The organism is Nocardioides luteus (genome assembly GCF_015752315.1).
Lineage (GTDB): Bacteria > Actinomycetota > Actinomycetes > Propionibacteriales > Nocardioidaceae > Nocardioides.
Map to the genome: position 1 here is coordinate 5,717,358 of NZ_JADOVJ010000001.1, position 20,312 is coordinate 5,737,669.

General features: G+C 70.2%; 21 protein-coding genes and 3 tRNA genes. 17 read left to right on the top strand and 7 right to left on the bottom strand.

What is annotated here, in order from left to right:
• The first annotated feature begins 249 nt into the window (after positions 1 to 249).
• The 3 genes from HD557_RS27430 to HD557_RS27440 all read left to right on the top strand — a co-directional run bounded on the left by HD557_RS27430 (position 250) and on the right by HD557_RS27440 (position 3,879).
• Positions 250 to 975, top strand: a complete 726-nt coding sequence (locus HD557_RS27430; RefSeq protein ID WP_307785725.1) for a TetR/AcrR family transcriptional regulator — start codon at positions 250 to 252, stop codon at positions 973 to 975.
• A 153-nt stretch (positions 976 to 1,128) separates the two neighbouring features.
• Positions 1,129 to 2,391, top strand: a complete 1,263-nt coding sequence (locus HD557_RS27435) for a hypothetical protein (RefSeq protein WP_196876182.1) — start codon at positions 1,129 to 1,131, stop codon at positions 2,389 to 2,391.
• 117 nt (positions 2,392 to 2,508) lie between these two features.
• The gene (locus tag HD557_RS27440) at positions 2,509 to 3,879 is read left to right on the top strand and encodes a cytochrome P450 (protein WP_196876183.1); all 1,371 of its coding nucleotides are present in this window, start codon (positions 2,509 to 2,511) and stop codon (positions 3,877 to 3,879) included.
• Positions 3,880 to 3,902: 23 nt separating this feature from the next.
• On the opposite strand, the gene HD557_RS27445 is transcribed toward HD557_RS27440, so the two are convergent.
• On the bottom strand, positions 3,903 to 4,856 hold the full coding sequence (locus HD557_RS27445) for a helix-turn-helix transcriptional regulator (RefSeq protein ID WP_196876184.1): 954 nt from the start codon (positions 4,854 to 4,856) through the stop codon (positions 3,903 to 3,905).
• A 127-nt stretch (positions 4,857 to 4,983) separates the two neighbouring features.
• On the opposite strand from HD557_RS27445, the gene HD557_RS27450 reads away from it, so the two are divergent.
• From HD557_RS27450 to HD557_RS27460, 3 genes are read left to right on the top strand one after another with little or no spacing between them, the layout of a single operon-like run.
• On the top strand, positions 4,984 to 5,619 hold the full coding sequence (locus HD557_RS27450) for a histidine phosphatase family protein (protein ID WP_196876185.1): 636 nt from the start codon (positions 4,984 to 4,986) through the stop codon (positions 5,617 to 5,619).
• A complete protein-coding gene (locus HD557_RS27455; protein WP_008355251.1) occupies positions 5,616 to 5,945 on the top strand; it encodes a YnfA family protein in 330 nt (109 codons plus the stop codon). Before HD557_RS27450 ends, HD557_RS27455 begins: the two co-directional genes overlap by 4 nt.
• A 10-nt stretch (positions 5,946 to 5,955) precedes the next feature.
• Positions 5,956 to 6,528: an NUDIX hydrolase gene (locus tag HD557_RS27460; protein ID WP_196876187.1), complete on the top strand. Its 573-nt coding sequence runs from the start codon at positions 5,956 to 5,958 to the stop codon at positions 6,526 to 6,528.
• Positions 6,529 to 6,789: 261 nt separating this feature from the next.
• On the opposite strand, the gene HD557_RS27465 is transcribed toward HD557_RS27460, so the two are convergent.
• On the bottom strand, positions 6,790 to 7,005 hold the full coding sequence (locus tag HD557_RS27465; RefSeq protein WP_008355248.1) for a hypothetical protein: 216 nt from the start codon (positions 7,003 to 7,005) through the stop codon (positions 6,790 to 6,792).
• Positions 7,006 to 7,263: 258 nt separating this feature from the next.
• Between HD557_RS27465 and HD557_RS27470 the strand changes: the two genes are divergently transcribed.
• From HD557_RS27470 to HD557_RS27480, 3 genes are all read left to right on the top strand, one after another.
• Complete coding sequence (locus tag HD557_RS27470; RefSeq protein ID WP_196876188.1) at positions 7,264 to 8,631, top strand: dihydrolipoyl dehydrogenase family protein; 1,368 nt, start codon at positions 7,264 to 7,266, stop codon at positions 8,629 to 8,631.
• Between the two features lie 125 nt (positions 8,632 to 8,756).
• Positions 8,757 to 9,401: a VOC family protein gene (locus HD557_RS27475; RefSeq protein ID WP_196876189.1), complete on the top strand. Its 645-nt coding sequence runs from the start codon at positions 8,757 to 8,759 to the stop codon at positions 9,399 to 9,401.
• A gap of 72 nt (positions 9,402 to 9,473) precedes the next feature.
• Positions 9,474 to 12,209 carry a helix-turn-helix transcriptional regulator gene (locus tag HD557_RS27480; protein ID WP_196876190.1) on the top strand — a complete coding sequence of 912 codons (2,736 nt, stop codon included), beginning with the start codon at positions 9,474 to 9,476 and terminating at the stop codon, positions 12,207 to 12,209.
• A gap of 51 nt (positions 12,210 to 12,260) precedes the next feature.
• Here the strand turns inward: HD557_RS27480 and HD557_RS27485 are convergent, their stop codons facing one another.
• The 3 genes from HD557_RS27485 to mobA form a co-directional block, all read right to left on the bottom strand.
• The gene (locus tag HD557_RS27485; RefSeq protein WP_008355241.1) at positions 12,261 to 12,851 is read right to left on the bottom strand and encodes a bacterial proteasome activator family protein; all 591 of its coding nucleotides are present in this window, start codon (positions 12,849 to 12,851) and stop codon (positions 12,261 to 12,263) included.
• A 14-nt stretch (positions 12,852 to 12,865) separates the two neighbouring features.
• Positions 12,866 to 13,840 carry an NAD(P)H-quinone oxidoreductase gene (locus HD557_RS27490; protein WP_196876191.1) on the bottom strand — a complete coding sequence of 325 codons (975 nt, stop codon included), beginning with the start codon at positions 13,838 to 13,840 and terminating at the stop codon, positions 12,866 to 12,868.
• Between the two features lie 83 nt (positions 13,841 to 13,923).
• Positions 13,924 to 14,493 carry a molybdenum cofactor guanylyltransferase gene (mobA, locus tag HD557_RS27495; RefSeq protein WP_040754618.1) on the bottom strand — a complete coding sequence of 190 codons (570 nt, stop codon included), beginning with the start codon at positions 14,491 to 14,493 and terminating at the stop codon, positions 13,924 to 13,926.
• A 23-nt stretch (positions 14,494 to 14,516) separates the two neighbouring features.
• Here mobA and HD557_RS27500 point away from each other — a divergent pair, with 23 nt between their 5' ends.
• From HD557_RS27500 to HD557_RS27515, 4 genes are all read left to right on the top strand, one after another.
• On the top strand, positions 14,517 to 15,293 hold the full coding sequence (locus HD557_RS27500) for a carbon-nitrogen hydrolase family protein (protein ID WP_196876192.1): 777 nt from the start codon (positions 14,517 to 14,519) through the stop codon (positions 15,291 to 15,293).
• Between the two features lie 169 nt (positions 15,294 to 15,462).
• Positions 15,463 to 17,187: a hypothetical protein gene (locus tag HD557_RS28505; RefSeq protein WP_231380483.1), complete on the top strand. Its 1,725-nt coding sequence runs from the start codon at positions 15,463 to 15,465 to the stop codon at positions 17,185 to 17,187.
• 49 nt (positions 17,188 to 17,236) lie between these two features.
• The gene (locus HD557_RS27510; protein ID WP_008355233.1) at positions 17,237 to 17,467 is read left to right on the top strand and encodes a biotin/lipoyl-binding carrier protein; all 231 of its coding nucleotides are present in this window, start codon (positions 17,237 to 17,239) and stop codon (positions 17,465 to 17,467) included.
• Positions 17,468 to 17,509: 42 nt separating this feature from the next.
• Positions 17,510 to 17,597, top strand: a tRNA-Ser gene (locus HD557_RS27515).
• Between the two features lie 3 nt (positions 17,598 to 17,600).
• On the opposite strand, the gene HD557_RS27520 is transcribed toward HD557_RS27515, so the two are convergent.
• On the bottom strand, positions 17,601 to 17,927 hold the full coding sequence (locus HD557_RS27520; RefSeq protein ID WP_008355231.1) for a hypothetical protein: 327 nt from the start codon (positions 17,925 to 17,927) through the stop codon (positions 17,601 to 17,603).
• 69 nt (positions 17,928 to 17,996) lie between these two features.
• On the opposite strand from HD557_RS27520, the gene HD557_RS27525 reads away from it, so the two are divergent.
• The 3 genes from HD557_RS27525 (at position 17,997) to HD557_RS27535 (ending at position 19,018) form a co-directional block, all read left to right on the top strand.
• A complete protein-coding gene (locus HD557_RS27525; RefSeq protein ID WP_231380484.1) occupies positions 17,997 to 18,491 on the top strand; it encodes a hypothetical protein in 495 nt (164 codons plus the stop codon).
• A gap of 43 nt (positions 18,492 to 18,534) precedes the next feature.
• Positions 18,535 to 18,625 (top strand) — tRNA-Ser (locus HD557_RS27530).
• Between the two features lie 183 nt (positions 18,626 to 18,808).
• Positions 18,809 to 19,018 (top strand): hypothetical protein, encoded by a 210-nt coding sequence (locus HD557_RS27535; protein WP_196876194.1) that lies wholly within the window; start codon positions 18,809 to 18,811, stop codon positions 19,016 to 19,018.
• Positions 19,019 to 19,033: 15 nt separating this feature from the next.
• Here HD557_RS27535 and HD557_RS27540 read toward each other — a convergent pair whose 3' ends face one another.
• Complete coding sequence (locus tag HD557_RS27540) at positions 19,034 to 20,038, bottom strand: LuxR family transcriptional regulator (RefSeq protein WP_196876195.1); 1,005 nt, start codon at positions 20,036 to 20,038, stop codon at positions 19,034 to 19,036.
• Between the two features lie 149 nt (positions 20,039 to 20,187).
• Between HD557_RS27540 and HD557_RS27545 the strand changes: the two genes are divergently transcribed.
• Positions 20,188 to 20,260, top strand: a tRNA-Arg gene (locus HD557_RS27545).
• Positions 20,261 to 20,312 lie beyond the last annotated feature (52 nt).

Sequence of the window (20,312 nt, forward strand, 5' to 3'; positions counted from 1 at the left end):
GGGACCGGGGTCATTCCTCCTGATGGCACACGACCCTGTTCAGCCGCCTGAAACCCCGTCACACTGGGCAGAATTCCGCCAGCATTATCGCCCCGGGAGGATGCTGTGCCGTGTCTATTGGTCGGTCGCGCCATACACTTTGTTGACAGAGAATTCAACCCTCCCGTGGGACTTTCGACTCTATTCCTTAGGGGAAGAAGACTCTTTCGAATCTTCCCCGAAACTCGGGAGGCCGCTTAGATGGCGTACATGACAACTAGGCGTTCTCGGCCCGGCCGCCCCAGGCATGTGCCCGATTCGGGTACTGCCTCACCACGTGACCAGATCCTCGATGCTGCTGCGCGACTCTTCGTGTCCCAGGGCTTCGCGGCGACGTCCACCCGCGAGATCGCCGACCAGGTCGGCATCCGTCAGGCCTCTCTCTACTACCACTTCGCAGGCAAGGACGAGATCCTCGTCGAGCTGCTCCGTAAGTCGGTCCGACCGACCACGGACAAGGTCGAGAAGATCCTCAACCAGGTGCCACCGCTCGATTACGAGACCGCTCTTTATCTGCTGGTTCTCATCGACGTACGCACCCTTGCCGATGTCGAGCACAACGTCGGCATGCTCTACATGCTGCCGGACGTGACCAACGGCGAGGTCTACACCGAGTTCCGCAAGGAGCACCAGGAGCTGGCTGCTGCCTATGCCGATCTCGCCAGCAAGGTGGCCTCGGAGAAGGTGCTGGAAGGCGTCAGCCTGAAGCAGCTGGGCAACATGCTCATCCAGCAGGTCGAAGGCGTCATCAACATGCGCGCCGAGATGATCACCGAGAACACGGTTCGCAGGATCTCGTGCCCGGAGGCCTGGGCGATCGCGTCCTCGTGCCTGCGGATGTGTGGCGTCAGCCAGGAGAAGATCCAAGCCGCGAACGCGGTCGCCGTGGACATGCTCGACGACTTCCTCGAGGACAGGGTTCGCGAGCTCGCCTGACAAGGCAGGCTGACAAGACGGTAACTGGTGGGTAGGGCTTGCGCGTGTGAGTTGCCCAGTTGAGGCTTGAACGACACACTTTCCGAGCCCGTTGCCCGCTTCCCCACCGCGAGGACCCCCACACGTGTGCATTGACCCTTCCGGAGGCCGCTGATGGCCCGGAAGCAGACAGCCATCCTCTCCGTCACCCGCGGGGTCACGACGCTCAACGGCCTCGTGGTGGATCGTCCGTGGGGAGAGGATCCGCACCAAGCAGGCATCCGGGCCGTACGCGAGCAGCTCGCCGGCCCGAGCCGCAAGCCCGTCCAGGTCGTCGCCACCGACGACGAGGCCCGGGTCCGGATGGTCGTCCATCCCGACGGGCACGTCACCGACTTCGAGACCCTCGAGGTCTTCGGGAGCTACGGCTCGCCCGACGACGTTCCGGGCGCCGCGTGGCTGCCGGACGCCATCGCGCCGCTGGTCATCCAGGCCGAGGTCGAGCCGTCTCCCGAGCCCGAACCTGAACCCGAGCCGTACGTGCCGCCGATCCTCGCCGTGCCCGCGCCTGTGATCGAGGAGCCCGAGCTCGTGCCGCCGCCCGCCCCGCCACGGGAACCGGAGCCGGAACCAGAGCCCGAGCCCGAGCCGGAGCCTGAACCGGAGCCTGAACCGGAGCCCGAACCGGAGCCCGAGCCTGCCCCGCCGGCACCCGCGCCGCCTCCCGCACCCGCGCCGCTGCCTGAGCCGGGCCCTGAGCCCGCTCCCGAGCCAGTTCCCGAGCCTGCCCCCATGCCCGTTCCCGTGCAGGCCTCCGAGCGGTCGCCGGGACCGCTGGTGCCGTTGCACCACATGGAGCCGGGGCCCTACCGACGGTCGCGGATGACCCGTCGCGGGCGGGTGGTGCTGGTCGTCGTCTGCCTGCTCCTGCTGATCCTGATCTACGAGGTCGTACGCGGCGTCGTGACCGGTTCCGACGCCGACTCCTCCGACAAGAAGGAGCCGCAGAGCCAGCAGTCCGAGCCGACCGCCGGGGCCAGCGACGAGGTCATCGAGCCACCGTCGGAGTCGCCCTCGCCGAGCGCGACGGCGTCGTCGGTACGCGTCGAGCCCACGCCGACGCCGACGCCCAAGCCGACCAAGAAGCCGGAGCCGACCAGGACGCTGTCGGTGAAGGCGATCGCGATGACCGAGGCCATCGGGCTGCGGATCGACGCCAGCAGGTTGCCGGTGACGGCGACGATCGCGATGGATCCGTGGGGCGCGCCGGAGCGGTTCACGCGTACGGTCACGATCACCGAGCCCGACCAGCTCGTCGTGATCAAGCCGGTCGCCTCCGGGCACGCGGAGTGGAGCGTCCGGGTCGAAGGAGCCGCCAAGGTCACCGGCTACACGCACTCCTGGCCCAAGGGCGACCGCGAGTTCGTCAAGCGCTGATCCTCCCGGGCCGAGGCAGTTCGATACAGGACTGAATTGCTACCAGGGTCGGATGTGTGGGACTCCCGTCCGGCGTACGCTGCACAAGAACCTGTTCCTGCGCCTCGGAGGATTCGCATGCCGCTCAAGATCACGCCGCCGGTCCGCACGCCGGGGATCGCCGGCCGGACGCTCCACCAGGTGGAGCGCACCGCCAAGCAGGGTGTGCGCTGGGCGCTGGGGCACGGGTTGCCGCGTACGGTCATCACCCGAGCCGCGAAGAAGGGCGATCTCCAGGGCGACCTGATCCTCAGCGGACCGGGGTCGCACACCTTCGACCTGATCGACCTCTTCGAGGAGGTGCGCGCGCAGGGGCCGCTCTATCGCGGCGCGTTCAGCCAGGTCGCGACCGACCAGGCGGTCATCCGCGAGGTGCTGACGAGCTCCGACTTCGTGACCGGGTTCTTCGCGCCCGACGCGGGCGGCGGATGGATGGCGAAGGCCGGCACCTGGGCGGCCAGCGACGTATTCAACCCGATCCAGCCGCCGTCGCTGCTCGCGACCGAGCCGCCGGCCCACACCCGCTACCGCAAGCTCGTCACGCGCGTGTTCACGGTGAAGGCCGTCGAGCGGCTGCGCGGGCGCACCGAGGAGATCGCCCGCGAGCTTCTCGACGACCTGGAGAAGTCGGGGGCCTCCGAGGTCGATCTCGTCTCGCGCTACTGCGGGCTGCTGCCGATCACGGTCATCTCGGAGGTGCTCGGGGTGCCGGTCGAGCTCCGCGAGCGCATGCTCGAGATGGGTAAGGGCGCCGCGCTGAGCCTCGACATCGGGCTCGACTGGGGCACCTTCCGCGGGATGGAGGCGTCGCTGGAGGAGTTCGACACCTGGCTGCGTGGACACCTCGACCATATCGCCGCCCATCCCGGTGACGACCTGCTGAGCCAGCTCGTCGCGGTACGCGAGGACGGTGACCGGCTCAGCGAGCACGAGCTGCGCGCGATCGCCGGCCTGGTCTTCGCCGCCGGCTTCGAGACCACCGTGAACCTGATCGGCAACGGGATCGCGCTGCTCCACGACAACCCCGAACAGCTCGACATCCTGCGCGACCGCCCCGACCTGTGGGCGAACGCCGCCGACGAGGTGCTCCGGCTCGACCCGCCGGTGCTGCTGACCGGCCGGGTCGCCCGTCAGGACTCGGTGATCGCGGGGCAGCCGATCCCGCGCGGCACGATCATCAACACCATCCTCGCCGCCGCCAACCGCGATCCGGCGGTGTTCACCGACCCGCACGTGTTCGACGTGACCCGGGAGAACGCCCGCGACCACATCTCCTTTTCCAGCGGCCGCCACTTCTGTCTCGGTGCGGCCCTGGCCAGGATGGAGGGGGAGATCGGCCTCCGGCTCCTCTTCGAGCGCTTCCCGGACCTGAAGCTCCTCGACGGCCGCGAGCGCCACCCCACCCGCATCCTCCGCGGCTACTCCCACCTGCCCGCGCGTCTCGCCTGACCCAGCGAGATGACCGAGCGAGGTCAGCGGGGCTCGGCGGCCTCGAGCAGTCGCTGACCCAGGTCAGCGACGCAGCGGCGTACCTCGTCCCCCTCGACGACGTGGAACGGCACGGCCTGACGGGCGAGCTCCTGGGCGTACCAGCTCGGGCTGTTGGTGCTCCCGACGAGACGGCAGCGGCCGTCGTCGACGGGTTCGAGACGGCCCAGGACGCGCGGGAGATAGCGGTCGACCTGCGCGAACGGGGCCTCGAAGACGACCTCGACCGAGTAGGCCCAGCCCTCCCCGAGGTGCTCCTCGACCTCGGTGACGGGGTCGATCTCGGGACGTACGAACGAGGTCTCCTCGATGTCGACCGCGCCCATCCGGTCGACCCGGAGCACCCGGCGGGCCTCGGCGGTGTGCGACCAGCAGAGCAGGTACCAGCGGGCGTGGCGCACGACGACCGCCCACGGGTCGACGACCATCTTGCGCTCGTTGCCGTTCTCGGTCGTGTAGGCGATGGTCGTCCGCCGACGGGAGTCGCAGGCCTGGACCAGGCTGGTGGTGATGTCCGGGTCGGGGGAGACGGCGCTCTGGTCCGGAACGGCGGAGATCGTACGCCGCACCGCGGCCACCGTCTGGGCCAGCGACTCGGGCAGCACCCGGCCGATCTTGCCGACCGCGCTGCCGACCGGGCCGGTGGCGTCGGCGATGTCGTGGTGGCCGTCGAGCAGGGCCATCACCAGACCGAGCGCCTCCGCGGTGGTGAAGATCAGCGGCGTACGCATCCCGCGGCCCAGGCGATAGCCACCGTAGGGGCCGCGCTCGGACTCGACCGGGATCCCGGCCTCTCGCAGGATCGCGACGTAACGTCGAGCGGCGCGCTCGGTCACCCGCAGCCGCTCGCCCAGCCGCTCGGCGGTGATGCCGGGGGAGGACTGCAGCAGCTCGAGGGTGAGCAGCGCCCGTGCTGTCGGGCTCTCGTCATGTCCCATCGTGGCGGCTCCCGGAAGTAGTTCGTCCGGATTCAGCCTAGTCGGTGACGCCTCGCCCCATGTGAGCGACTTCTCGGCCGTCGTAACCGACTTCTCGGCGGGGGTGGTCCCGTACCCTTACCGGCATATGAGACTTCTGCTGATCAGACACGGCCAGACCCCGAGCAACGTCTCGGGGGCGCTCGACACCGCCTTCCCCGGCGCCGGGCTGACGGAGCTCGGACTGTCCCAGGCCGCGGCGGTGCCGGATGCGCTGGCGGGCGAGAGGATCGCGGGGCTCTACGCCTCCCGGCTGGTGCGTACGCAGCTGACCGCTCAGCCGCTCGCCGACCGGCTCGGGTTGCCGGTCGTGGTGCAGGAGGGGTTCGAGGAGATCAACGCGGGTCACCTGGAGATGGCCACCGACAAGGAGTCGGTGACGGCCTATCTCGAGGCGCTCGCCGACTGGATCGCCGGCACGCTGGAGACCCCGGTCCCGGGTGGCGAGGCGGGCCATGAGTTCCTGGCGCGCTTCGACGCCGCCGTCCAGGCCGTGGTCAAGCAGCACGAGCCCGAGGACACGGTCGCGATCGTCTCGCACGGTGCGGCGATCCGGATGTGGACCGGCCTGCGCACCGCGCGGTCGCCCGCGTTCGGCGACGACAACCGGATCCGCAACACCGGGCTCGCGGTCGTCGAGGGCAGCCCCGACGAGGGCTGGACGACGATCTCGTGGAACAACGACCCGCTGGGCGGAGCCCACCTGATCGGCGAGGGCTTTTGATCCTCCGCTCGCTCCTGCTCTTCGCGCTGGCGGCGGTCGCCGAGATCGGCGGCGCCTGGCTCGTCTGGCAGGGACTCCGGGAGCACCGCGGCTGGCTGTGGGTGGGCGCCGGATTCATCGCGCTCGGCCTCTACGGCGTCGTCGCCACGCTTCAGCCCGACGCCCACTTCGGGCGGATCCTGGCGGCGTACGGCGGGGTCTTCGTCGTCGGCTCGATCGCCTGGGGGATGGCGATGGACGGCTACCGGCCCGACCGGTGGGACATCGCCGGGGCGGCGCTGTGCCTGGCCGGGATGGGCATGATCATGTACGCGCCGCGTGGGTGAGGATGGGGCCATGGCGTCCGAGGAAGACTCACCCCGCACCTTCGTCCCCGTCCCGCCGGAGGAGCGGCCCCGCCGCAGCCGCAGCACGGCTCGCGTACTCCTGATCGACGACCGCGACCGGATCCTGCTCTTCGCCGACTCCGACCCGGGGATCCCGGGCGTGCAGTGGTGGATCACCCCCGGCGGCGGGATCGACGACGGCGAGAGCGAGGCGGCCGCGGCCGTGCGCGAGGTCGAGGAGGAGACCGGTCTGCGGATCACCGAGGCCGACCTGATCGGCCCGACGATGCGACGGACCGTGGTCCACGGCTACAGCGACGTGGTCATCGACCAGCAGGACTTCTTCTTCGCGTGCTGGGTGCCGGCCTTCGAGGTCTCCACCGCCGGCCACACCGAGGAGGAGCAGCTCACCATGGCGGCCTACCGCTGGTGGACACGCGCAGAGCTCGCGTCCACCGACGAGGAGATCTGGCCGGCGGTGCTGCTCGATCTGTGGAAGGACGCCGACGTACGCCGCGAGTCGGCCGCCCCAGCTGATCCGGCCGACGGCGGGTGGGTGGAGGAGTCGACGGTTCCGGCCTGACGACCGGTCACGGAATGCACCGCAGCCGACCATCCTCACGGATGGTCGGCTGCGGTCTTTCGAGATCCGTCCATATCCCTCGGTATGACGAGATCTCTGGCGCGTGTCGTCACGCGCGCCGATCCCCCGATGGCGCGCGTGACGACACTCAGTCCGTTGAGCGGCCCCCCGACCGCGCCCTGGGCCTCCCCCTCAGCAGGACCAGGGCATCCACCCACAGCCTCAGGCTGTGGACGACGGACCGTAGATGAAGGCGCATGGTCAGCGGACGACGCCGAGAGCGACGATGCCGGTGGCAGCCATCGCGGCGACGCCGAACATCGTGGTGCCGACGGCAGGCGGCATCCCGCCGCGGTGCTTGTGCTCGGCCTGGTCGTTGTTGCGGAGGGTGCGGACGGCGTCGAGGATGTTGTTGCGGATCGACTCGACGGCGGTCAGTTCACTGCGGTGACGTGCGGTGATCGTGGTGGTAGCCATGGTGTTTCCTCTTCTCGGCGGGCGGCGCTGGCCATCCGTTCTCCGGCGGCCTTCACGTGAGAGAGACGGGCTCATCGCAGGGTCATGACGCGACTCTTGTCCACTTTGGAGTTACGGACGATCCACATCCGAGAAACAGACGCTCGACCCCGAATGCCGCACGCCATGGCCTCTGCTGCCCGGGTCGCCGACCCGGGAATCGGACTCTGGTCGAGGAAGATGGGTGACAACGGGCGGCCGGTCTGATGGAGTTCGATCATGAGCGAAGCGATCGAGTGCGACGTCGTGGTGATCGGCCTCGGACCGGGTGGCGAGCACGTCGCCGGGAGCCTGGCCCGGGCGGGTCTGCGGGTCGTCGGTGTGGACGAGCGTCTGGTCGGTGGCGAGTGCCCCTACTTCGGCTGCATCCCGACCAAGATGATGGTGCACGCCGCGCAGAAGCTCCGCGACGCACGTCTGGTCGAGGGGCGCGCCGGCTCCGCCATCGTCACCGCGGACTGGAAGCCGGTCGCCGACCGGATCCGCGACGAGGCGACCGACGACTGGGACGACCAGGTAGCCGTCGACCGGCTGGTCGCCGCGGGCGGAACCTTCGCCCGGGGACGTGGGCGCATCACCGGGCCCCGCACGGTCACGGTCACCGCCAAAGACGGCACGGAGACGTCGTACGTCGCGGCGCGGGGCATCGTGCTCAACACCGGCACCGCGCCGGCCGCGCCGCCGGTTCCCGGGCTCGCCGACGCCCCTTACTGGACCAACCGCGACGCCGTCCGGCTGACCGAGCTCCCGGCATCGCTCGCGATCCTGGGTGGCGGGGCGATCGGCTGCGAGCTCGCCCAGGTGTTCGCCACCTTCGGCGTCCGGGTGACGGTCGTCGAGGCGTCCGACCGGCTTCTCCCTCCCGAGGAGCCCGAGGCCTCGGCCGCGATCAAGCAGGCCTTCGAGGACGCCGGGATCACCGTGCTCACCGGAGCCCGTGCCCAGCAGGTCTCCCATGACGGCTCCGAGTTCACGCTCGACCTCGGCGAGAGTGCGGTCACCGCGGAGCGGCTGCTGGTCGCCGCCGGACGCCGCGCGAACCTGGGTGACCTGGGCCTGGAGCACGTCGGCCTCGACCCGCAGGCCAGGGTCCTCGACCCGGACGAGCGGATGCGGGTCGCCGACGGTGTCTGGGCCGTCGGCGACATCACCGGCAAGGGCGCCTTCACCCACGTGTCGATGTACCAGGCCGACGTCGTGATCCGTGACCTCACCGGCATCGACGGTCCGTGGGCGGACTACCGGGCGGTCGGGCGGGTCACCTTCACCGCTCCCGAGGTCGGCTCGGTCGGCCTCTCCGAGGCCGACGCGCGCGAGCGGGGCATCACGGTGCGTACGGCGACCGGTGACCTCGGCACCCGCGGCTGGATCGCCGAGGACCCGGGACCGATCAAGCTCGTCGCCGACGCCGACCGAGGCGTCCTCGTCGGCGGCACCGTCGTCGGGGCGGCAGGGGGCGAGATCCTCGGCATGGTGGCCACCGCGGTCCACGCCGAGATCCCGATCGCGACCCTGGCGGACATGCACTTCGCCTACCCGACGGCCCACCGCGGGCTGCAGACCGTGCTTCGCGCCCTGCTCGACTGACCCAGTAGGCGTTCTGACCACACCGGGGGGTCGACCAGGGATCACCCCTGGTTCGACCGCCCCGGCGAGAGAGCACTCTCGGAGATGTCGGCAATCCCGCCGACCAGAAGAAGGAGTGCGAAGCAATGAACACCACTGCAGCCACGGCGCTGAAGCTCGAGGCAGTCGTCATCCCGGTCGCCGACGTGGACCGGTCGAAGAAGTTCTACGACGGTCTGGGCTGGCGCCTCGACGCCGACTTCGAGTTCGACAACGGCTTCCGGGTCGTGCAGTTCACGCCCCCGGGCTCGCCCGCGTCGATCCAGTTCGGCACCAACATCACCACCGCGGAGCCGGGCACGGCCGAGGGTCTCTACCTGGTCGTCTCCGACGTCCAGAAGGCGCGCGACGCTCTCGAGGCCGAGGGTGTCGACATCAGCGACGTCTTCCACCCCGAGGTCCCCGGCGCCCAGTTCCGGCCGCTCTCCGGTGACGGACGCCTGGCCGGCGCTGCCGACGAGCGCGCGAGCTACGGGTCGTTCGCGTCCTTCGCGGACCCGGACGGCAACACCTACCTGCTCCAGGAGGTCACCACCCGACTCCCCGGGCGGATCGACGACACCGCGACGTCGTACGCCACGGCGAGCGACCTGACGGAGGCGCTCAAGCGGGTGGCGGTCGCCCACGGCGAGCACGAGGCCCGCAACGGCGGTGAGTACGACGAGGCCTGGCCCGAGTGGTACGCGGCCTACATGCTCGCCGAGTTCCACGGCGAGCCGCTGCCCGAGTGACCCGCGAGGACGGCGAGCAGGAGGAGTGCGATACCCGCGACGGCGGTGGTCCTCGAGCCTTAGGGTGGCGCAATGGGCGTACGGATCACCGCCTTTCGCGGTCGTACGAAGGAGCGGGACCGACTCGACGACGCGCTGCACCGCCTTCGCAACGGCGAGGGCGGTGCCCTCGTGCTGCGCGGTGAGGCCGGCATCGGCAAGACGACCCTGCTGGACTACGTCTCCGACCGCGCGAGCGGGTGCCGGGTCGCGGAGGTGACCGGGACGGAGTCCGAGCTGGAGCTGCCGTTCGCCGCCCTGCACCAGCTCTGCGCCCCGATGTTCGACCTGCTCCCCGGGCTCCCTGGTCCCCAGGAGCAGGCGCTGCAGGTGGCGTTCGGGAACGTCGTAGGGCCTGCTCCGGACAAGTTCGTCGTCGGACTGGCGGTGCTCGGTCTGCTGTCGGAGGCGGCGACCGGCCGGCCCGTCCTCTGCGTGGTGGACGACGCCCAGTGGATCGACGAGCCGTCGATCCAGGTCCTCGGCTTCGTGGCCAGGCGGCTGGCCGCCGAGTCGGTGCTGCTGGTGTTCGCCGTGCGCGAGCCCGCGGCGGAGCAGCTGCTCGCCGGTATCCCCGCGCTCCATCTCTCCGGGCTCGAGCACGAGGAGGCGGTCGACCTGCTGGCGTCCGCACTGCCCGGCCATCTCGACAGCCGGGTCCGGGACCGGATCGTCGCCGAGACCCGCGGCAACCCGTTGGCCCTGCTGGAGCTGGCGCAGCGAGGCGCCTCCGAGCTGATGGGCGGGTTCGCGTTCCCCGCGATCCATCCCGGCAGCCTGCACGACCACTACGTCCGCCGCATCCGCGCCCTCCCCGACCTGACCCGCCGGCTCCTTCTCCTCGCCGCGGCCGAACCCACGGGCGACGCCACCGTGCTGTGGCGGGCAGCGCAGGCGATGGGACTCACCCCTGCCGACTCGGAGCCGGCCGCCGAGGAGCAGCTCTTCGAGGTCGGAGGGCAGGCCCGCTTCGGGCACCCACTGATGCGCAGCGCCGCCTACGCCGCGGGGACGCCCGAGCAACGACGTGAGGTCAACGCCGCCCTGGCCGCGGCCCTCGACGCCGGGACCGAGCCGGAACGCAGGATCTGGCACCTCGCGGCGGCGACCACCGGGACGGACGACGGGATCGCCGACGCCCTCCACGAGGCCGCCGGCCGCGCCCGCGCTCGCGGGGGAGTGGCGGCGGCAGCGTCCTTCCTGCAGCGCGCCGCCTCCCTCACCGCCGATCCTCGGCAACGAGCCGAGCGGACCCTCGCCGCGGCACAGGCCAACCTCGACGCAGGCAGGTACGAAGCAGCGCTCGCGCTCTCCGCCGAGGCGGAGGCCGACGCCGTCGACGACCTCCAGCGTGCCCGCGCCGAGCTCGTGCGCGCGCTCACCGGCCGGGCGGCCAGGTCCGGCAGCGAGGCTCCCGCGGCGCTTGCCAGGGCCGCCCGACGACTCGAACCCCTTGACCCGCACCTGGCACGCGAGACCCACCTGGACGCATGGGGAGCAGCCCTGGTCGCCGGTGCCCTGGCCGACCCGGACGGTGACCTGACCGTGGTCTCGCGGGCCGCCTGCTCCGCACCGTCCCCGAGCACGACCACCCCGCGAGATGCGCTCGGCCCCGGCCTGGCCACCCTGGTCTCGGACGGTACGGCCGCGGCGGTACCCATGCTCCGCGAGGCGGTGACGTCCTACCTCGGTGGAGACGTACCCACCGACGACTTCCTGCGCCGCGGCGTACTGGTCGCCAACGCCGCCCTGTCGCTGTGGGACTTCGAGGCCTGGGATACCGCGACCAGCCGACACGTCGAGCTGGCCCGCGCGGCCGGTGCGCTCGCGCCGTTGGCCAACGCACTCAACGCCCACCGCGTCGTCGCGCTCTGGCGTGGCGACGTCGACCAGGCCCGCGATCTCGGCCTCGAGGAGCAACGGGTCAAAGAGGTCACCGGGACCCAGCGGGCGTCGTACGGCGAGCTGTTCCTGCTGGCGTACCAGGGCAACGCCATCCAGGCGGAGCCGGTCATCGCATCAGCCGCCGCGGAGGCGACTGCCCGTGGCGAGGGCCTCGGTCTGCAGATCACCGAGCGTGCAACCGCGCTGCTCCACCTCGGCCTCGGCCACTATGAGAGGGCGTACGAGGCGGCGGAGCGCGCCGGCGCCGGCAACCTCGGGCCCTTCACGGCCCAGGCCCTGCCCGACCTGGTCGAGGCGGCCGTACGCAGCGGCTCGACGGACGCTGCGACGACAGCGCTGGAGCGGCTGGCGGCCTACGCCGAGGTTCCCGGCTCGGACTGGGCGGCCGGGCTGCTCGCGCGCTCTCGCGCCCTGGTCGCTGAGGGCGACGTGGCGGAGCGCTCCTACGTCGAGGCGGTCGAGCGCCTCGAGCGCACCCGTCTGCGCTTCGAGCTGGCCCGCACGCGGCTGCTGTTCGGCGAATGGCTGCGCCGTGAGCGGCGGCGTGGCGATGCCCGCGTCCACCTCAAGGCCGCCTTCGAGGACTTCGCGGCGATGGGAGCCGACGGCTTCGCCGAACGTACCCGACACGAGCTGCTCGCCACCGGTGAGAAGGTCCGCAGACGGACCGCGGACACCCTCGACGACCTCACGGCGCAGGAGAGCCAGATCGCCCACATGGCGCGCGACGGCCGTACCAACCAGGAGATCGGCAGCGAGCTCTACATCAGTGCCCGCACGGTCGAGTGGCACCTGCGCAAGGTCTTCGGCAAGCTCGGGATCACCTCACGTCGCGAGCTGCGTGACGCGCTCCCGGACCACTAGGTCGCGCCACCGCGGTCGGTGCCGTATCGGCACCGGTGATGTCGTCCGGGCCTAGAGGTAGAGCCCGCCGGAGGAGTCGCCGTGGTCGTGCTGACCCGGCTGCTGCGGACCGCCCTGACCCGGGGCGGGATGGCCCTCGGGGGACAGGGTCGCGCCCGGCGGCAGGCCCTTGCGGATCTGCTCGAACTGCGCGCGTGCGGCGACCTGCTGGGCGTAGATGGCGGTCTGGATGCCGTGGAAGAGGCCCTCGAGCCAGCCGACCAGCTGGGCCTGCGCGATCCGCAGCTCGCCCTCGGACGGGGTCTGCTGCTCGGCGAAGGGCAGCGAGAGCCGCTCCAGCTCCTCGACCAGCTCGGGCGCGAGCCCGGACTCCAGCTCCTTTATGGAGGCCTGGTGGATCTCACGGAGCCGGTTGCGGGAGGCCTCGTCGAGCGGGGCGGCCTTTACCTCCTCGAGCAGCTGGCGGATCATCGATCCGATCCGCATCACCTTCGCGGGCTGCTCCACGAGGTCGGTCACGTCGCGCTCTTCGTCCTCGGCTGCCTCCGGCGCGCTGGCGTCCTTGAGTACGTCGGCGGGCACCGCGATCGGCTGCCCGTCGGGTCCGATGACCACGACTTCCCCGGTCTGCTCCTGCGTCATGCGCCCAACCCTACCTAGGGTCCGGTGGTCAGCAGGATCTTGCCGGTGTGCGTGCCGGACTCCATGAGCCGATGCGCCTCGGCGGCCTCCGCCAGCGGGAGTACGTCCTGCACGACCGCCTTCACCTCGCCGGCCTCGACCATCGGCCAGATGCGCTCGACGACCTCGGCGCAGATCCTCGCCTTCTGCTCGACCGGGCGTCCGCGGAGGTTGGTGGCGATGACCGCCGCCCGCTTGCGGAGGAGGGCGTTGATGTCGAGCTCCGCCTTGGTGCCGCCCTGCATCCCGATGATGACCAGCCGGCCCTCGGGGTTGAGGGCGTCGATGTTGCGGGCGAGGTATTTCGCGCCCATGTTGTCGAGGATGACGTCGGCGCCGCCGTAGACCTTGGCGACCTCGACGAAGTCCTGGTCCTTGTAGTTGATGACCACCTCGGCGCCGAGCGACTTGGCCAGCTCGGCCTTCTCGGCCGAACCGACCGTCGTGATCACCCGGGAGCCGATCTGGCTGGCGAGCTGGATCGCCATCGTGCCGATCCCGCCGGCGCCGCCGTGGACCAGGAACGTCTCGTCAGGGGTCAGCCCGCCGACCATGAACACGTTGGACCACACGGTGGTGGTGACCTCGGGAAGCGCCGCTGCGGTGACCAGGTCGACGCCCTCGGGCACCGGCATCACCTGTCCGGCCGGGACCGCGACCTTCGTCGCGTAGCCGCCTCCGGCGAGGAGCGCGCACACCTCGTCACCCACCTGCCACTCGTCGACGCCCTCGCCGACCGCGGAGACGACCCCGCTGCACTCCATCCCGATGATGTCGCTGGCACCCTTCGGGGGCGGGTAGAAGCCCTGGCGCTGCAGCAGGTCGGCCCGGTTGAGCCCCGCGGCGGCGACCTCGATCACGACCTCGCCGGGCCCCGGCTCCGGGTCGGGACGGTCGGTGACGGTGAGGACCTCGGGCCCTCCGGGCTGCTCGGCTACGACGGCTCGCATGCCCCCACACTAGGGGCCTGCAGCAGCGGTGGGTTGGCCCCGCAGCGTGTTACAGCTCGCACGCGGGCCGCCACCCCGATTCCTCAGAGCGACTTCAGGTCCGTCCAGGTGTCGATGTCGCGGTGCTCGTCGCCCTCCGAGGGGACCTCGACGAGATCGAGGTCGGCCAGCAGCTTGCGCAGCGGCATCCCGTGCTGGCCCTCGTGGTCCGGGCGGACCTCGGCGAGCCGTGCGGTGGAGAGGACCAAGGCCAGCTGCCGACGCTCGTCCGGTCCGACGAGCACGGCGCCGTCGCGACCGAAGGCAGCCTCGCGGAGCCGGGACAGCGTCCGCGGCCGCAGGAAGGGCATGTCGACGGCGACCACCCCGACGTACGCCCGCGGGGTCAGCAGCGCGTCCACACCGGTCAGCAGGGCGGCGACCGGGCCGCCGAAGCGAGGGTCCTCGCGGACGAAGGTCACCGGACGCTCGGTGTGTACCGGGTCGCCCACGACGACGACCTCCATCGCGTCGACGACGGCGTCCAGCGCCCAGGCCAGCATCGTGCGGCCGCCGAGCTCGATCCCGGACTTGTCGATCCCGTCGAGGCGGGAGCTGCGTCCTCCGGCGAGCAGCACGGCAGCGTACGGCTCCCATTCGTCCCAGCGAGTCACACCGGGGACTCTAGTCTGGACGTGTGACCACCTGGAACAGCCTCCGTATCAGCCTCGTCCAGCAGGCCTCGGGGCTCGAGCCCGCCGCCAACAGGGAGCTCCTGGGCGAGCTGACCCCGAGCGACAGCGATCTGGTCGTCTTCCCCGAGGTCTTCGCGCGCGACTTCGGCAAGCCGGGATCCGACCTGAGCCCGTTCGCCGAGGGACTCGACGGGCCCTTCGGGACGGAGCTGGCGCGGGTGGCCAAGGAGCGGGAGGCCACGGTCGTGGCCGGGATGCTCGAGACCAGCGGCGATCCCGAGGGGCGCCCGTTCAACACCCTGCTCGTACGGGGCGGGGCTGAGGCGGCGTACCGGAAGATCCATCTCTACGACTCCTTCGGCTACAAGGAGTCCGACGCGTTGGTCGCGGGCGCGATCGAGCCGGTGGTGGTCGACATCGCTGGTGTGCCCACGGGGCTGATGACCTGCTACGACCTGCGCTTTCCCGAGCTCGCGCGGCGTCTGGTCGACGCGGGCGCCGAGCTGATCGTGCTGCCGGCGGCGTGGGTGGCCGGGCCGCGCAAGGTCGACCACTGGCGCACGCTCGTACGTGCCCGCGCGATCGAGAACACCGTCTTCATCGCGGCGGCCGCCCAGTCGGCGCCTCGCTACTGCGGTCACTCGATGGTCGTGGACCCGCTCGGGGACGTCCTGACCGAGGCCGGGGACGGCGACGAGGTCGTCTCCGCGACGATCGATCGGGCCGTGCTCGAGGAGGCTCGTCGCACCAACCCCTCCCTGGTCAACCGCAGAATGTGACGCTGGTCAACAACTCCTCGTCACGGCGGTAAACGGATATCGATGACTCGTTAGGTTCACCCCTTCCCCGGTATCCTCGCCTGTTATGGACCGAGCCCCCCGCCGTCGCGCTGACAAGAGCAAGCGTGGCCGTCGTGCAGCCGGTCGCAGCGAGCCCACACCCGCATACGTGGAGCCGACCTCGAGCGAGGCGCTGGCGTATGACCAGTGGGCGGAGGACGACTGGTCGACCGGCTATCAGGAGACCAGCCACGACACCGGCCATCCCTTCGGTGGCCAGAGCAACGGCCAGGACTGGAACCAGACCGGTTGGGCCGACGAGACGTGGTACGACGACCGTCAGCAGCCCCAGGAGCCGCCGCCCACCCCGGGTGGTGGGCGCCGGATCGCCGGGCGCGCCGAGTCCCAGCAGCCCGACGAGCCGAACGGCTACACGGGCAAGCGTGCGCGGCTGACGTCGCCGGAGCCCCCGGCTCCCGTCGGTCATGGCTATGACGGCGGCGGCTTCAGCGGTGGCTACGCGGACGCGCCGGTCAGGCCCGCGCCCACGCCGGAGCCCGCGCTGAGCGGTCCGACCGCGCCGCCCCCGAGCGCGCGCCAGGCGCCGGCGTACTCCACGACGGGCACCTACACGGTCATGCCCGGTCTGGTGCAGACGCCGCCGCAGACGCCGTCCCACATCCAGCAGCCGGCCTACCCGCAGGACCCCTACCGGTCCGACCCGTACCAGTCCGACCCCTACCAGTCGGGCCACCTCGAGCCGGTCCATGACCCGGCCTACGAGCCGGCGCCCTACGACGCGGAGTCCTCCGGTCGCCCCAACCCCGCGGCCAAGGTGACCTCGTTCCTCGCCCAGCCGCGGGTGCCTGGCGCCGGCGCGGCCCGCGCGGGTCTCGGGATCATCGAGAGCCTGACCGCCGGCACGGTCCGAGCGATCTGGCTGGTCGCGCTCGCCGTCGGGCTGCTCGGCCTCGGTGTCAGCGCCTTCGACCTGGGTCCGGAGATCTTCGGCGGCCTCGGCGCCGTCGTCGTCGGCACCGCCTACACCTTCGCGCTGGCCCACCGCACCGGCGGCCGGCCGCTGATCTTCGGCTCCCTGGCAGCAGTTGCCGGTCTCGTCGTGGTGCTCGTGGACAACGAGGCGCTGCGTACGGGGGCGGCGGTCCTGGTCGCGTCGGTGGCAGCGGTCCTCGCGGTGATGGGCACCGTCCCCGCGCGCCGCTTCCCCAAGGCGATCCGCGAGGCGTTCATCGCCGTCGGCATCGCCGCGCTCGGAAGCTTCGCCGCGCTCGGGTTCGAGCCGGTCGTGATGGTCTCCCGATTCGAGTACGCGACGCTCGCCTGCTCGCTCGCGATCGCCTTCTTCGCGGTCTACCGCCTCGGCGCCGGCCTGCACGGTCTCGGCCGGCGGGGTGCGATCGTGGTCGGCATCGGCGGCCTGATGCTCGCGCTCACCCTGATCTACGCCGAGATGCTGCGTCGCTACGGCAGCACCGGCCTGCTCGACTCGATCGACGAGATGCAGCGCTGGTGCCGCATCCACATCGGTGGCTACCCGCACCCGATCCAGGCGTTCTTCGGCGTCCCGGCGCTCGTCTGGGGCACCCACATGCGCTCCCGGCGCCGCCAGGGCTGGTGGGTCTGCCTCTTCGGCGTCGCGCTCACCGCGCCGGTGGCCAGCACGTTCCTCAACCCCGACGTCGGCCTCGCCGAGGCCGCCCTCTCGGTCGTCTACAGCATCCTCGTCGGCCTGGTGATCGCGTTCGTCATCATCCGCATCGACCTCGCCCTCACCGGCTCCACGGCCGCCGGCAGCGGCCGCAGGGCGGCTCGTGAGGCCGATGAGGCCAGCGCCGTACGCCCCGAGCCGGGCCGCACCCACGCGCTGCTCTGACGCCCGTTCTGGCTAGGGATACCGCTTGGTAACCCGTACGTTCTCGGGTATGAGCCGCAGAACCCCCACCACGATCGCCGCCGAGATGGTCGCCAACGTCATGAGTGTCGGCGTGCAGCCCGGAGACGAGGTCGCCGTCGGGGACACCGTCGTGCTCCTGGAGTCCATGAAGATGGAGATCCCGGTCCTCGCCGAGGCGCCGGGCACCGTGGTGGCGGTCAAGGTGGCCGCCGGGGATGTCGTCCAGGAGGGTGACGTTCTCGTCGAGTTGAGCGCCTGACCTTCGGGCGCACTAGACTCGGCCACGCGCCCCCGGGCGCATGGAGGGATGCCGGAGTGGCCGATCGGAACCGCCTTGAAAGCGGTCGTAGGGAGACCTACCGCGGGTTCGAATCCCGCTCCCTCTGCCAGACTCACACCTCTTGCAGGTGCCGATCCACGTCGATCATCAACCGCCGCAGCTCGAGGAGGAGATCCTCGAGATCCGTGCGGTCGAGCACGTCGTCGGCGAGGACCGCGAGCCGGCTCAGCAGCGTGCCGCGGTCGCGCAGCGCGCCGACGTCGTTGAGCGCATGCCACTCCTGACCGTTGTCGAGGATCAGCAACGCCTCACGCACGCCGCCCAGGCGCTGGCGCACCGACCAGCGCCAGAGGCCGACGTTGGTCCCGGGGCGGGGAGCGGCGATAGCGGTATCCAGGGCCCGAAGAGCATCCGACATATTGGGAAGCACACCTGTCATGAGCAGATTGTGACCTAGGTCACGTAAAGGAGCAAGCCGATGCGGCTCCGGCCGCCCGTGTCGGTCACAATGGAGAGCGTGTCATCCGCAGAGCTCACCTACTACCGTCTCGCTCCGACCGTGCAGGCCCGCCTCCTCGGCGCCGCGGTGGTCGGCCTGGCGCTCCTGGTCTTCGCCGGCACGGCCGTCGTGATCGCGGCCCGGATCGACTTCGCGTGGATCTTCGTCCCGCTGGTCGTCGGCGTCGTCGCGGTGATCGGGTTCGGCTGGTGGCTTCGCAACAAGGCGTACGTCCTGCGCGCCAGCGCCCAGGGCTACAAGATCGCGTTCGTGCGGGGTGCCGGCGTCCGCGAGGCCCGCTGGGTCGACATCCAGGAGGCGGTGACCACCATGCCCGCCGGCACGCCGTGCCTCGAGCTGCGGCTCAAGAAGGGTGGCGCCACCATCATCCCGGTCACGATCCTCAGCATCGACCGGGAGCAGTTCGTACGCGACCTGCAGGCCCATCTGAAGGCCACCATCAAGCCGCTCGACCAGGCGTCCGGAACCCCCGAAGCACCCTGATTGGTCCCAGACGCGCTGGTCTTGTAGCCTGTTCGCGCAGTATGGAGGCGTCGCCTAGTCCGGTCTATGGCGCTCGACTGCTAATCGAGTTTGGGGCTTAAACCCCATCGAGGGTTCAAATCCCTCCGCCTCCGCTGGTTTGATCGAGTTTGACCCCCTTCTCGAGGGGGTCAAACTTCTTTCTGACCTGCAGTTTTGAGCATTGCAAAAGTCCGTACGCCGGAACTTGGGTTACCCGAAAGTCACCGGCCTGCACAATAATCATCCCGTAGGCCTCTCGGCACCAGAATCGGCCTCGAGACCAGGAAGGGAAGAACATGAAGTTCGTACGCACTGCTGCGGCTCTCGCGCTGGCCTCGGCGGCGACGCTTGCGGTCACACTCCTCCCCGTTGGCGCGACCCAGGCGGACATCTCCTGGGGATTCGGTGCTGAGCCGAAGCAGACGGTCCAGTCGGTGGACATCTCCTGGGGCCTGACTGACCCGACGGCCTCGACTGCTCAGGCGAAGGACATCTCCTGGGGCTGATCGCAGCGACCTTGATCAGTCGTCGAGCGCGCTCGACCCGCTTCGCCCGATCTCGTAGCCGAGTTGGAAGCGTGTATCGACGCCGTACTCTTCTTTGAGGTCGGCGACGTAGCCGGCGTACGTCCTGGGGCTGACGCCCAGCCGCTTGGACGCAGCTGGGTCTGAGTGGCCCTCGATCAACATCCTGAGGGTCATCGATCGCTGCTCGCTCGCGATGTCCTTCAGTGTGGAGGGGTCGCCATTGCCAAAGGGGCGCCCTCGTTCCCAGGCTCGCTCGAAGACATCGACCAGGTACGCGACGACGGACGGTTCGCGAACGGCGACCGCCACATCGACGCCGTCCGGGCTGGGAATGACGGCGATCCGGCGGTCAAAGATCAGCATGCGGTTGAAGAACTCGTCGAGCGTGCGGACCTCGCCGCCCGCCGCCGCGATCGCGGAGACGTACTCCCGCGTCTCGCTGCTGCGTCTTGCCGCGTGCTGGTAGAGCGTTCGCATGGTGACCCCGCGTTTGATCATCGCTTGCTCTTTGGCGATCGTTTCCGCAAGAGCGTCCCCGCCGGCCCTCCTGTTCTGAGGTTGAGCGGTGAGCGCCTCGAACTCACATTCGGAAGCGAGCGAGTCGACGAACGGCTGGATTGCCGGGCGATGAACGTAGGTGAACGGGCCCCGTTCGTCGTCAGGGGCCGACCGTCGCCAAGCGTTTCGCAGGGCCGTGAAGTTGTTCGCCCATTCGGCAGACTCCTGGAGCAGGCGAATGCCCTCCTGGGTCATAGGAGCGACGATCTGGGCCTGCACGGTTGCCGGGTCGACGGGCACCCAGCTGGACTCGTCATCGCCGGACTTGCGAACGAGGCCGAGCTCAGCCAACGTGGCCAGCGCGTCGGCGAACTCACCACCTTGGGTGATTCGCGCATCACCAGCTGGGATCCCGCCTCTGTCTGCGATGAGCTCGAAGAGCTCGATGCCCTTCGCCTCGAGCAGTGCACGCGTCCTGGGCGTGCGTCCCTCGTCGGTCACGTTCCTCTCCTCGCCTGATGGCGTGGGTTGACGCTTGCTCACGCTCCACCTCCCCGATGCTGTGGCTAGCGCCAGATCTTCTCACACGTGGCGATTTCTGGTCACGGACCATCTTCCGCTAATGTTCTACACGTTGCTTCGGTAACACTGCGCCTGTAGCTCAACGGATAGAGCATCTGACTACGGATCAGAAGGTTTGGGGTTCGAATCCCTACAGGCGCGCAGAGCATGACAACTTGAGAGATCGGCCCCTGACCAGGCATTACGCCGCCCC